This window comes from Streptomyces sp. NPDC003247 (assembly GCF_042888135.1).
Taxonomy (GTDB): Bacteria; Actinomycetota; Actinomycetes; order Streptomycetales; family Streptomycetaceae; genus Streptomyces.
This window is the reverse complement of record NZ_JBIAPF010000001.1, coordinates 172,751-185,560: the sequence shown is the minus strand read 5'-3', so window position 1 is coordinate 185,560 and position 12,810 is coordinate 172,751. Positions and strand designations below refer to the sequence as shown.

General features: G+C 74.3%; 9 protein-coding genes. 5 read left to right on the top strand and 4 right to left on the bottom strand.

What is annotated here, in order from left to right:
- The first annotated feature begins 206 nt into the window (after window positions 1–206).
- Window positions 207–608 (top strand): DUF3040 domain-containing protein, encoded by a 402-nt coding sequence (locus tag ACFYWQ_RS00770; RefSeq protein ID WP_389511593.1) that lies wholly within the window; start codon window positions 207–209, stop codon window positions 606–608.
- Window positions 609–1,301: 693 nt separating this feature from the next.
- On the opposite strand, the gene ACFYWQ_RS00765 is transcribed toward ACFYWQ_RS00770, so the two are convergent.
- The 4 genes from ACFYWQ_RS00765 to ACFYWQ_RS00750 form a co-directional block, all read right to left on the bottom strand.
- Window positions 1,302–3,809, bottom strand: coding sequence for a DUF3488 and DUF4129 domain-containing transglutaminase family protein (locus tag ACFYWQ_RS00765; RefSeq protein ID WP_389511592.1), 2,508 nt, complete (start codon window positions 3,807–3,809; stop codon window positions 1,302–1,304).
- Window positions 3,806–5,182, bottom strand: a complete 1,377-nt coding sequence (locus ACFYWQ_RS00760; protein ID WP_389511591.1) for a DUF58 domain-containing protein — start codon at window positions 5,180–5,182, stop codon at window positions 3,806–3,808. Before ACFYWQ_RS00760 ends, ACFYWQ_RS00765 begins: the two co-directional genes overlap by 4 nt.
- The gene (locus ACFYWQ_RS00755; RefSeq protein WP_389511590.1) at window positions 5,182–6,219 is read right to left on the bottom strand and encodes an AAA family ATPase; all 1,038 of its coding nucleotides are present in this window, start codon (window positions 6,217–6,219) and stop codon (window positions 5,182–5,184) included. The genes ACFYWQ_RS00760 and ACFYWQ_RS00755 overlap by 1 nt, the downstream gene beginning before the upstream one ends.
- Before the next feature lie 168 nt (window positions 6,220–6,387).
- Window positions 6,388–6,942, bottom strand: coding sequence for a beta-class carbonic anhydrase (locus ACFYWQ_RS00750; protein ID WP_389511589.1), 555 nt, complete (start codon window positions 6,940–6,942; stop codon window positions 6,388–6,390).
- A 446-nt stretch (window positions 6,943–7,388) separates the two neighbouring features.
- Between ACFYWQ_RS00750 and rsmH the strand changes: the two genes are divergently transcribed.
- From rsmH to ACFYWQ_RS00730, 4 genes are all read left to right on the top strand, one after another.
- Window positions 7,389–8,393 carry a 16S rRNA (cytosine(1402)-N(4))-methyltransferase RsmH gene (rsmH, locus tag ACFYWQ_RS00745; protein ID WP_389511588.1) on the top strand — a complete coding sequence of 335 codons (1,005 nt, stop codon included), beginning with the start codon at window positions 7,389–7,391 and terminating at the stop codon, window positions 8,391–8,393.
- Window positions 8,394–8,466: 73 nt separating this feature from the next.
- Window positions 8,467–9,009, top strand: coding sequence for a septum formation initiator family protein (locus ACFYWQ_RS00740; RefSeq protein ID WP_389511587.1), 543 nt, complete (start codon window positions 8,467–8,469; stop codon window positions 9,007–9,009).
- A gap of 5 nt (window positions 9,010–9,014) precedes the next feature.
- On the top strand, window positions 9,015–10,985 hold the full coding sequence (locus tag ACFYWQ_RS00735; protein WP_389511586.1) for a peptidoglycan D,D-transpeptidase FtsI family protein: 1,971 nt from the start codon (window positions 9,015–9,017) through the stop codon (window positions 10,983–10,985).
- 96 nt (window positions 10,986–11,081) lie between these two features.
- Entirely contained in the window at window positions 11,082–12,809 is a 1,728-nt protein-coding gene (locus ACFYWQ_RS00730; protein WP_389511585.1) for a UDP-N-acetylmuramoyl-L-alanyl-D-glutamate--2,6-diaminopimelate ligase, read from the top strand.
- The last annotated feature ends 1 nt before the right edge of the window (window position 12,810 follow it).

Genomic DNA, 12,810 nt, shown 5'->3' with positions numbered 1-12,810 from the left:
AGCGCTGTGCGCCGTATGATCGAGGGAGACCGCCCGGCATGACGGGTCGGCCGCTGGGGAATGGAGTTGTCAGCGGACCGGGACGTCCATGGCGGGCTCCGGTTGGCCAATTGGCGCAGAGGGGCGGGTTTCACGGGGGCGATTCCCTGCCTATCCTGAAGGGACCCCCCGGGTCGCCCCGGCGACTGCACGATGAGGAGGACTCCGTGCCGCTCTCGGAGCACGAGCAGCGCATGCTCGAGCAGATGGAGCGAGCGCTGTACGCCGAAGATCCCAAGTTCGCGTCGGCGCTCGAGGGAAGCGGGCTGCGTACGTACACCCGGCGGCGGGTCTACCAGGCAGTCGCGGGCTTCCTGGTGGGTATCGCGCTCCTCATGGCCGGTATGGTCGCCAAGCAGGTCTGGCTCAGCGTGGTGGGATTCCTCGTCATGCTGGGGTGCGCGGTTCTCGCCGTGACCGGCTGGCGCAAGGCGCCCAAACCCGGTGAACAGCCGACGGGAGCCGCCCCGCACGCTCGCGGTCAGGGACGGGCGAAACGCTCCATGATGGACCGGATCGAGCAGCGCTGGCAGCGCCGCCGTGACGAGCAGGGTGGCCACGGCCACTGAGTTCCGCCCCGGCGACCGGCAGGGCCGTACGGTCCGTGCCACGACTTCGGTGAGGGGGTGACCACCCGGTCGGGTGGTCACCCCCTCACGCATGCGCCCACCCCGCCGCCACGGCCCGGCCCAGTTGCTCGTCCAGCCTTGTGCGGCCCTCGTCGCCCGCCTGGCGGCCCCGACAGGGCACCCCGCCCCGCAGCGAACGGCCTCCGGGAGCATCGCATCCCCTGCATTCGGCCCCCGCCCGCGGATCACTCCCGGGACGGGGGCCGAACGCAGCGCTTCCCGGTGGCCCCGCACCGCGAGGCCACCACCGCTCCCACCGGCCGACCGCTCGGGCCGGCCCGTGGGGCTCTAACTCACCGCCTCCGATCGGCCGACCGCTCGGACCGGCCCGTGGGGCTCGAACTCACCGACTCCGATCGGCCGACCGCTCGGGCCGGCCCGTGGGGCTCAGGAAGCTCACGGCCTCCCACCGGCTTGCCGGGCTCGGAGCACGCGCCGCCCGCCGTTCCTTCTGGCCCGCTGGGCCAGAGCGCGCCCGCCGCCCACCGGGCCTCCGGGCTCAGAGCGCGCCCGCCGCCCGCCGCCCACCGGGCCTCCGGGCCCTCCTGGCCTCCGGGCCCACCGGGCCTCCGGGCCCTCCGGGCTCAGAGCCCGCCCGCCGCCCGCCGTCCCCCCGGCCCGCGCCCGGCCCGGTCAGCCGCCCTCGTGGCCGGACGGTGACGTGCGGCGGGTCAGGGACGCCCACCGGGCCGACCCGGCCGCCCGCAGGGCCGTCCACCGGTCCATGAGGTCCCAGACCGCACGGACGGCCGAACGCGGTGCCAGCACCGCACGCAGCCGCGCGCGCCGGCCGGCCCGCGCGCGCAGGGCCGCCCACACCCCGCGCACCTCGTCGGCCAGACCCGCCTCGGCCCGTGGCTCCGGCGCGTACAGCACCTGCTCCACGGCGCCCGCGACCCGGTGCACCGAGCGGGCCGCCGCCTCGTCCAGCTCACCGAGCCGGACGATCCGCTCGGCCGCCCGGCGGGGCGTCAGCGCCTCGTCGGGGGCGATGCCGTAGTCCCAGGCCGTGTCGGTGAGCTCCCGCCACACCGCCAGCACATGCCCGGCGGCCGCCTCCGCGGCCTCGTGCGACGGCACCTCCGGCAGCACCGCCGGACCGGCGCCGACGCCCGGACCGTGCCCGCCGCCGGTCCTGCGGGCACCCGGTCCCGGGCCGGTTCCGGCGGACCCGGTGTGCCGGGCCGACGCCAGCCGCACCGCGCGGCGTCTGCGCCGCCACAGCATCGGCAGCAGCGGAACCATCAGGGCCGCCGCCCCCAGCAGGGTCCAGCCGGCGGTCCGGTACCAGGGGGTGCCCCCGCCGCCCTGCTCCGCCGGGTCCTGCGGCAGCGCGCCGGCGCAGTCGTCGACCTGCCGGTCGACCGCCGAACAGCTCGTGCTCTCCGACGGCTCCGCCGACGGGGACGCGTCCGCCGGGGCCGACGTCCGCGGCAGCTCCGGGACGGCGTCGCCCGACACCTCCGGGACGGTGTACGAGGGCGTCGTGCCCCGCGTCGGCGTCGGCTCGAAGCGGGTCCAGCCCACCCCCTCGAAGTACAGTTCCGGCCAGGCGTGCGCGTCCTTCAGACCCACCACCACCGAACCGTCCGCCTGCGGCGAGCCGGGCGCGAAGCCCACCGCGACCCGGGCCGGGATGCCCAGCGTGCGCGCCATCGCCGCCATCGCGAACGAGAAGTGCACGCAGAAGCCCTGCTTGTCGCGGAGGAACCGGGCGATCGCGTTCGTGCCGCCGCCGACCTCCACCTCGGTGTCGTACTCGAACCCGCCCGTCACCGCGAACCAGTCCTGCAACGCCACCGCGCGCTCGTAGTCGTTCGCCGCCCCCTCGGTCACCGCGCGGGCCGTGCGCTCCACCACCGCCGGAAGCGAGTCCGGCACCTCGGTGTACTCGCCGCGGATCGCCCCGGGGGCCTCCGGCGCCGAGGCCAGCTGCTGTGCCGTCGGCCGCACGTCGAGGCTGTCGACCTGGTACGTCTTGCCGCGCGTGGTCTCGCCGTGGTCGCCGACGAGGGCCATGCCGACCGGTTCGTACCGCCAGTTGCCGTCGATCCGGACACCGCTCGGCGGGTACGGCATCGGCAGCCAGTCCTGGGCGTACCAGCCGGCGGCCGAGACCCGGGTGGTGATCTGCGAGCGCCGGACGTCCGGGCCCAGGCCGGTGGGCGTGGGCAGCTCGTCCGGCACGGCGACGATGGTCCGCTTCGACGGCTTCCACGTGGTGCCGTCGAAGTCGTCCAGGGAGACGATCCGCAGGTACAGCTCCGAGACGTCGGCGGAGTCGGTGCGCAGGGTCAGGACCGTGCGGTCCTCGTCCACGTTCAGGCTGTCGCGCAGGGACACCAGCGGGTTGACCGCGGAGATCGTGCCCCCGCCGCCGCTGCCCGCCCCCACTCCGGCGCCGGCGCCGTCCAGCAGGCCGCCGTCGATCGCGGGCAGCGGCAGCAGCGGCACCACCAGGGCCACGCCCAGGGCGGCCGCACCGATCCGCCGCCCGGTGCGCACCGGGGCCACGGGGGCGGACGGTCCCCCCGCGGCGCGCGCGCCGCCGCCGAAGACCCGGCCCCACTGCGAGAGCCGCTCCCGGCCCTCGGCCAGCAGCAGCATCAGATATCCCGCGGCGGCGACCAGGAACCACACCCAGTCGGCCGCTCCGTCGGACAGGCCCGCGGCGATCGAGTACAGCGCGAGCAGCGGCAGGCCGGCCGGCGCCGCGTTGCGGTAGGTCACCGCGAGGGTGTCCACCGCCAGACCGATCACCAGCACCCCGCCGACCAGCATCAGCCGGATGCCGTCGGACAGCGGGGCCGGGATCGCGTACCGCCCCACGTCGTCCGCGCCGGCCCGCAGCAGGTCGGCGAAGTGCTGGAACGCCTCCGGGCCGGGGACCAGCCCGGCGAGGGCGTACTCCCGGGCGAAGACCACGGTGAGCAGTACCAGCGTGACCAGCGCCTGGGCCAGGACGGTCAGCGGCCGGGCCGACGGGACCCGCCGCGCCGCCGCGCCCACCAGGGACTGGACGGCCAGCAGGAACGCGGCCTGCACGACCCAGACCAGCCGGTCGACCAGGGGCAGCAGGGCGCTCGACGCCGCCAGCGTGGCCGCCGCCGAACACAGGGTGAGCCGCGCCCGCCCGCTCATGATCCCGCCCCCCTTCCGCTCGTCCCGCCGCCCGCCGTCACCGCACCGGAGCGCTCGCCGTCCGCCCGGCGCCACAGCTCGTCCAGCGCGGCGCCCCGCGGCACGCCCAGGGCCGTCCACCCCGCCTCGCGCAGCAGGCGCAGCCGCTCCTGTGTCCTGTTCATCGGATCGGGCCCGGCATTCGGTTCACGCCCCCAGCCGTCGCCGTCCAGCAGGAAGGCGACGGCACCCCCGCTGCGCCGGCGCATCCTCGCGGCCACCGCGGCCTGCTCCTCGTCGAGCTCCCCGAGGAACGCCACCAGCAGCCCCTCGTCGCCGCCGCGCAGCACGTCGTAGGCCGGCGACAGACCGGTGCCGTCGGAGTGGTCGATCACGGCGAGGGTGTCCATCATCAGCCCGGCCGAGTCCGCCGACCCTTGGCTCGCCCCGGCGAACCCGTCGGCGCCCTCGCCGGGCACCGAGCTGCCCGTGTCGGTCAGCAGCCGCACGGAGAAGCCCCGCTCCAGCATGTGCACCAGCACGGACGCGGCGGCCGAGACCGCCCACTCGAAGGCCGAGTCGGGGCCCGCGCCCCGGAAGGCGAGCGCGCGGGTGTCGAGGAGCACGGTGCAGCGCGCGCGCCGGGGCTGCTCCTCCCGGCGCACCATCAGCTCGCCGTAGCGGGCCGTGGAACGCCAGTGCACACGCCGCAGGTCGTCGCCGTAGCGGTAGCCGCGCGGGATCACGTCGTCCTCGCCGGCCAGCGCCAGGGAGCGCTGCCGCCCGTCGCCGTACCCCTTGGCCTCGCCGCCGAGCCGGACCGGCGGCAGCGGCTCCACGCGCGGGATCACCGTCAGGGTGTCGTACGTCGAGAAGGAGCGGGTCAGCTCGCACATGCCGAACGGGTCGTTCAGCCGCAGCTGGAGGGGGCCCAGCGGGTAGCGGCCGCGCAGGTCGGAGCGGACCCGGTAGGACACCTCGCGGCGGCCGCCCGGCTCCACCCGGTCCAGCACGAAGCGGGGGCGCGGCCCGAGCACGTAGGGCACCCGGTCCTGGAGCATCAGCAGGCCCGTGGGCAGGCGGGAGACGTTGTCCATGCGCAGGTGGACCCGCGCCTCGCCGCCGGCGGGCACCCGCGCGGGCGACAGCCGGCGGCTGCCGGAGACCCGGTAGCGGGTGCGGTAGACCACGGCCGTGCAGACCAGGGGCAGTGCGGCCAGCAGCAGTCCCACCCGCAGCAGGTCCGGCTGCCCGAGCACGTACGCGCAGACGGCGGCCGCGACGCCGGCGGCCAGGAAGGAGCGGCCGCGGGTGGTGAGGCCGGCCAGCGCGGTGCGGGCACCGCCCCGCTCGTCGCGCCCGTCCTCGTCCCGCCCGGTCCCGCCGGAGGCCATCACAGCCTCCGCGGCGGCTGCTGGTCGAAGGCCTGCGCGCCGGCCCCGAAGCCGTGCCCGCGCTGCTGCCCGGGGGCCGCGGGCACCGGGGTGCGCTGGAGGATCTCCTCGACGACCTGCTCGGCCGTACGGCGGTTGAGCTGGGCCTGCGCGGTGGGCAGCAGACGGTGGGCCAGGACGGCCACGGCGAGCTGCTGCACGTCGTCCGGCAGCGCGTAGTCCCGGCCGCCGAGCGCGGCGGACGCCTTCGCCGCGCGCAGCAGGTGCAGCGTCGCGCGCGGCGAGGCGCCGAGTCTGAGGTCGGGGTGGGTGCGGGTGGCGGCGACCAGGTCGACGGCGTACCTGCGCACCGCCTCGGCGACGTGCACCCCGCGGACGGCGTCGATCAGCTTGACGATCTCGTGCGCGTGCGCCACCGGCTGGAGGTCGTCCAGCGGGTTCACCCCGCCGTGCACGTCGAGCATCTGCAACTCGGCCTCGGGGCTCGGGTAGCCGATGGAGACGCGCGCCATGAAACGGTCGCGCTGGGCCTCGGGCAGCGGGTAGGTGCCCTCCATCTCGATCGGGTTCTGCGTGGCCACCACCATGAACGGGCTGGGCAGTTCGTAGGACTGCCCGTCGATGGTGACCTGGCGCTCCTCCAGCGACTCCAGCAGCGCGGACTGGGTCTTGGGCGAGGCGCGGTTGATCTCGTCGCCGATCACGATCTGCGCGAAGATCGCGCCCGGCTTGAACTCGAAGTCGCGGCGCTGCTGGTCCCAGATCGACACGCCGGTGATGTCCGACGGCAGCAGGTCGGGCGTGAACTGGATGCGCCGCACCGAACAGTCGATGGAACGGGCCAGCGCCTTCGCGAGCATCGTCTTGCCCACGCCGGGGACGTCCTCGATCAGAAGATGGCCCTCGGCGAGCAGCACGGTCAGCGAAAGCCGTACGACCTCGGGCTTGCCCTCGATCACTCCCTCCACCGAACTGCGGACACGCTCCACAGTCGCGGTCAGATCAGTGAGGCTCGCTCGATCGTCATAGGTCGTCACCCGGCCCTCCTCGGCCCGTTCCTCCGGGCCGACGCTGTGCGGACCGGCCCACCCCGAAACACGGGCACCACGCGGGGAGACCCCCGCGTGACACCACTCCCGCATTCTTGCCGCCGTTACCGATTCGTGTCACTCGCCTGTGGACAACTGACAGCGATATGTCAGGTCTCAGGACGGTTGTCCCGGGTCGATCTCGCGCAGCAGGCCGGTCTTCACGTCGAAGACAAAACCGCGCACGTCGTCGGTGTGCTGCAGGAACGGTGAGGTGCGCACCCGCTGCATCGACTGCCGTACGTCCTGGTCGACGTCCCGGAACGCCTCCACGGCCCAGGCGGGACGCTGACCGACCTCCATCTCCAGTTCGTTACGGAAATCCTCGGTGATCGACTCAAGGCCGCAGCCGGTGTGGTGGATGAGCACGACGCTGCGCGTGCCCAGCTTGCGCTGGCTGATGGTGAGGGAGCGGATCACGTCGTCGGTGACGACGCCGCCCGCGTTGCGGATGGTGTGACAGTCGCCGAGTTCCAGGCCGAGGGCGGCGTGCAGGTCGAGACGGGCGTCCATGCAGGCCACGACGGCCACCCGCAGCACGGGGCGGGCGTCCATGCCGGGGTCGGAGAACTGGGCGGCGTACCGCTCGTTCGCCTCGACCAGGCGGTCGGTGACGGTGCCGCCGCCTATGGCGCCTTCGGACTCGACGGGTACGGATGCAGAAGTCGTCATAGCCATGACGTTACTGGTCACCGGCGTTCCGGGCCTGTCGTGAGAAGGGAAAAAGCCGTCATCACCCGTCGCCTGTGAGGTAAGCCACAGGAGGGAGCGTGCCGCGGCCGACCGGGTGAAATCCGCCCGCACACCGCTTGGCGCCCGGGCGGGCCCGCGACGCGCAGGCCGGTTGATTGACCGCGAGACAGGGTGGACTAAAGTGGCGCGAAGCGGGAGGCGACGATCTTCCCGCTGGTGAATTCCCTGTGAGACCCCGGCGCGGCAGCCGGAGATCTCCCCGCGTGCGCGGCGCGTACGTACGGCTCGGCCTCCTCCCGCTCCCGGCCGGCTGACGCCTGAGGCGCCGGCGGGCCTCCCGTCACCGGGGGTACCCCCGCGTCCGCCGGGGAGCGAGGGGACCCGGCGGTGCGGACGGGCCCGCCGGATCTGAGAGGGCCCAAGAGGTGGAGGGGCGCGAAGCGCATGCGAACGACGGCGAGGGCGCACGACCGGAGGGACGGACCCGGCACGTCCCGGTGATGCTCCGGCGGTGCCTGGACCTGCTGGCCCCCGCCCTGGAGCGGCCCGGAGCCGTCGTCGTCGACTGCACCCTCGGGCTCGGCGGGCACAGCGAGGCCCTGCTCACCCGGTTCCCCGACGTCCGGCTCGTCGCCCTCGACCGCGACACCGAGGCGCTGCGCCTGTCCGGCGAGCGGCTGGCGCCCTACGGCGACCGCGCCACCCTCGTGCACGCCGTGTACGACGAACTGCCCGAGGTGCTGGAGCGCCTCGGCAGCCCGCGCGTGCAGGGCGTGCTGTTCGACCTCGGGGTGTCCTCCATGCAACTCGACGAGGCCGAGCGGGGGTTCGCCTACGCCCAGGACGCCCCGCTCGACATGCGCATGGACCAGACGACCGGCATCAGCGCCGCCGAGGTCCTCAACACCTACCCGCCCGGTGAACTGGTGCGCATCCTGCGGGCGTACGGCGAGGAGAAGCAGGCCAAGCGGATCGTCTCCGCGATCGTGCGGGAACGGGAGAAGGAGCCGTTCACGTACAGCGCCCGGCTCGTCGAGCTGATCCGGGGCGCGCTGCCGCAGGCCGCCAAGCGGACCGGCGGCAACCCCGCCAAGCGCACCTTCCAGGCCCTGCGCATCGAGGTCAACGGTGAGCTCGCCGTGCTGGAGCGCGCGATCCCGGCCGCGGTCGACGCCCTCGCCGTCGGCGGGCGGATCGCCGTACTGTCGTACCACTCGCTGGAGGACCGGCTGGTCAAGCAGGTGTTCGCGGCCGGAGCCGCCTCCACCGCGCCGCCCGGACTGCCGGTCGTGCCCGAGCGCTACCAGCCGCGGCTCAAGCTGCTCACGCGCGGTGCCGAACTTCCCACCGAGGAAGAGATCGCCGAGAACCGGCGGGCGGCTCCGGCCCGGCTGCGCGGGGCCGAGCGCATCAGGGAGGCCGTTGAGTGACGGGTGTGAGGCGGGCACGCCGGGGGACACCCCGGCCCGAGTGGGTTCGTGACTCCGACCCAGGGGAGGGCGAGTGAGCGGGAAACCCGAACTGAGGGGGAGGGCCGCCCGGCTCGCGCGTCTCTTCCCGGCGGGCCCGCGCCAGGCCGCCCGCACCCCCTTCGTGCTGCTCGTCGTGCTGCTCCTCGGCGGCGGCCTCATCGGTCTGCTGGTGCTGAACTCCGCGCTCAGCGAGGGGTCGTTCCGGAAGGACGACCTGGAGAAGGAGACCAAGGCCCTCACCGACGAGGAACAGGCGCTCCAGCGGGACATCGACTCCTACTCGGCCCCGGACGCGCTCCAGCGCCGCGCCCGTGAACTCGGCATGGTGCCCGGCGGCGACCCCGCCTTCCTCGACCCGGACGGCACCGTGAAGGGCGTGCCCTCCGCCGCCCCGCGGTCCTCGGCCGACACCGCCAGGGCCGTACGGCCCCCCGAGGTGATCGCCTCCGGCCTGGCCGCGGTGACCTCCGCCTCCGACGCCCCGTCCCCGGCGGCCGCGGCCGACCCCTACCCCGCGGCCCCCGCCCCGACGGCGGTGCCCACCCCAGTCCTTCCCCCGACCCCCGGCAGGTGACGGAAGTGTCCGACAGGCAACCGCCGCGCCGGCGCGTTCCCGGCCCCGCCCGGCCCGCCCGGCCCTCGCGGCCCGCCGCGGCCCGGCGCCGCCCCGGGCCCGGTGCCCGCCCGGCCCGCCGGCCGGCCGCGCCGCGGCCCGGGGCTCCCCGTGTCATCCGGCTCGGCAGCCCGCGGCCGCGCCTGCGGATGGTGGGCCTCGCGCTGACGCTGGTGCTGGTCGCCTTCGTCGTGCGGCTGCTCCAGGTGCAGGCCGTCGACGCGAGCACGTACGCCGCCGCGGCCGAGCAGAACCGGTACGTCGGACAGGTGCTGGCCGCCGAGCGCGGTGAGATCACCGACCGCTCCGGCGTGGCCCTGGCGACCAGCGAGGACGCCTACGACATCACCGCCGACCCGACGATGTTCGCGCGCGAGCAGCTGAAGATCGACGACGGTCCCGAGCAGGCGGCCGCGCTCCTCGCGCCGATCCTCGGCCAGGAGCAGTCCGACCTCGTCGCGAAGCTGCGGCCGGAGAACGAGGACGCCCGCTACGCCAAGCTGGCCAGCCGGCAGACCCCGCAGGTCTGGAAGCAGATCAAGGACCTGAAGTCCGCGCTCGCCACCAAGGCGGAGACGGACGGCTCCACGGTCAACGTCCTCGCCGGCGTCTTCTCCGTCCCCAGCAGCAAGCGCGTGTACCCCAACGGCGACATCGCCGCCGGGATACTGGGCTGGGTCAACGCCGACGGCAAGGGCGGCGGAGGCGTCGAGCAGCAGCTGAACACGGTCCTGACCGGCAAGGACGGCAAGATCCGCTACGCCCAGTCCGGCGGCCGCCAGGTACCCACCGCGGGCTCCACCGAGACGCCCGCCGTGCCCGGTTCCGACGTCGAGCTGACGATCGACCGGGACATCCAGTGGGCCGCGCAGAACGCCATCACCGAGCAGGTGGAGGAGTCGAAGGCGGACCGCGGCTACGTCGTCGTCCAGGACACCCGCACCGGCGAGATCCTCGCCATGGCCAACTCGCCCGGCTTCGACCCCAACGACCTGTCCGACGCCGACCCCGCGGCGCTCGGCAACGCGGCCCTCCAGGACGCCTACGAGCCCGGCTCCACCGCCAAGGTCATGTCGATGGCCGCGGTGCTGGAGGAGAACGCCGCCACCCCCCTGACGCACGTCACCGTGCCCAACCGGCTGCACCGCGGCGACCGGCTCTTCCAGGACGACATCGACCACCCGACCTGGTACCTCACGCTCAACGGCGTGCTCGCGAAGTCCAGCAACATCGGCACCATCCTGGCGACCGGCCAGCTGGGCGAGACGCAGTCCGAGGCGAACGAGGTCCTCTACTCCTACCTGCGCAAGTTCGGCATCGGCAGCTACACCGGGCTCGGCTTCCCCGGCGAGACCAAGGGCATCCTCGCGGCGCCCGACGACTGGTCCACCTCGCAGCAGTACACGATTCCTTTCGGCCAGGGCGTGTCCATCAACGCCGTCCAGGCGGCCTCCGTCTACTCGACGATCGCCAACGGCGGGGTCCGCGTCGAGCCCACCCTGGTGCGCGGCACCAAGGGGCCCGACGGACGCTTCACCGCGGCCGAGGCCCCGCAGAAGACCCGGGTGGTCAGCGAGAAGACGGCCAAGACCCTCGCCCAGATGCTGGAGTCGGTCGTGGACGACGAGGAGGGAACCGGCGCCAAGGCCCGCATCCCCGGCTACCGCGTGGCGGGCAAGACCGGCACCGCCAACCGTGTGGATCCGGCCACCGGCAAGTACAACGGCTACACCTCGTCCTTCGCCGGGTTCGCGCCCGCCGACAACCCCCGCGTCACCGTCTACTGCGCGATCCAGAACGCCACCGAGGGCAGCTACTTCGGCGGCCAGATCTGCGGTCCCGTCTTCAAGCAGGTCATGGAGTTCACCCTGAAGTCCCTCCAGGTGCCCCCGACCGGGGCGAAGGCCGCGAACCTCCCGGTCTCCTTCACCCCCTGAGCCCTCCCGGGCGTCCCCGCCCCGCCCCCGACCCGTGAGCCCCTCAGCCCGTCCGCCCGCCCGTGTTCAGCGCCGAACCAGCCAGGAAAACAGCCCGTGACCATGATCACCCCCGATCCCGGGAACCACGCCCCGACCGGGACCCCGCCGCGGCCCTCACTTCGCCCGCAGGCGGGTACGCCCGGTACGCTCACCGCCGTGCCACACGCTGATCAGTCCCAAACCACCCAGAAGGGCGCTTCCGTGACGTATCCGGGGCCGCCGCGACCGGTTCAGGTCTCCGCCACACCCCTCGCGGAGCTCGCCGATCAGCTGGGTGCCGCCACGCCGCAGGGCGCCGCCGAGGTCACGGGCATCACCCACGACTCCCGCGCCGTCCGTCCCGGCGACCTGTACGCCGCCCTCCCGGGCGCCCGCCTGCACGGCGCCGACTTCGTCACCCAGGCCGCGGGCCTTGGCGCGGTCGCCGTCCTGACCGACCCGACCGGCGCCGAGCGCGCCGCCGCGACCGGTCTGCCGGTGCTGGTCGTCGACGACCCGCGCGGACGCATGGGCGAACTGGCGGCCACGATCTACGGCCACCCCGGCCGCGACCTGCTCCAGATCGGCATCACCGGCACCTCCGGCAAGACCACGACGGCGTACCTCGTCGAGGGCGGCCTGAAGGCCACCCGCACCACGGAGCAGGCAGACCGGCGCGGAGCGCCGCCGGCCGAGGGCGGTGACGGGCGACGGGTGGGACTCATCGGCACCGTCGAGATGCGCGTCGGCGACGAGCGGATCAAGTCCGAGCGCACCACCCCCGAGGCCACCGACCTCCAGGCCCTCTTCGCGGTCATGCGCGAACGCGGCGTCGACGCCGTGGCGATGGAGGTCTCCAGTCACGCCCTGGTCCTCGGCCGGGTCGACGGCTGCGTCTTCGACATCGCCGTGTTCAACAACCTCAGCCCGGAGCACATGGAGTTCCACTCCGACATGGAGGACTACTTCCGGGCCAAGGCACAGCTGTTCACACGTGAACGCAGCAAACTCGGCGTGGTCAACCTCGACGACGAGTACGGCCGCAGGCTCGCCGCCGGGGAGGCCGAGGTCCCGGTCGTCACCTTCTCCGCCGAGGGGCACCCCGACGCCGACTGGCGCGCCGAGGACGTCCGGATCGGCCCCATGGACTCGACGTTCACCGCCGTCGGCCCCCGCGGCGAGCGCGTCGCCGCCAGGTCGCCGCTGCCCGGCCCCTTCAACGTGGCCAACACCCTCGCCGCGATCGTCGCCCTCTCCGTGGCCGGCCTCGACCCGCAGGCCGCCGCCGACGGCGTCGCCGCCGTACCGGGCGTGCCGGGCCGGCTGGAGCGGGTGGACGCCGGGCAGCCCTACCTCGCGGTCGTCGACTACGCGCACAAGACGGACGCGGTCGAATCCGTCCTCCGGGCGCTGCGCAAGGTCACCAAGGGCCGGCTGCACATCGTGCTCGGCTGCGGCGGCGACCGCGACACCACCAAGCGCGCGCCGATGGGCGCCGCCGCGGCCCGGCTCGCCGACACCGCCGTACTCACCTCCGACAACCCCCGCTCCGAGGACCCCCTCGCGATCCTCGCGGCCATGCTCCAGGGCGCCGCCTCCGTGCCGGCCCACGAGCGCGGCGAGGTCCAGCTCTTCGAGGACCGGGCCGCCGCGATCGCCGCCGCCGTCGGCCGCGCACGGCCCGGCGACACCGTGCTGGTCGCGGGCAAGGGCCATGAGCAGGGCCAGGACATCGCCGGTGTGGTCCGTCCCTTCGACGACCGCCAGGTGCTTCGCGAAGCTATCCAGAAGACCCAGGGATGAA

Coding starts and splice junctions, on each gene's coding strand:
- ACFYWQ_RS00765 (WP_389511592.1), bottom strand. CDS start 3,809: ATGAGCGGGCGGGCGCGGCTCACCCTGTGTTCGGCGGCGGCCACGCTG.
- ACFYWQ_RS00760 (WP_389511591.1), bottom strand. CDS start 5,182: ATGGCCTCCGGCGGGACCGGGCGGGACGAGGACGGGCGCGACGAGCGG.
- ACFYWQ_RS00750 (WP_389511589.1), bottom strand. CDS start 6,942: ATGACGACTTCTGCATCCGTACCCGTCGAGTCCGAAGGCGCCATAGGC.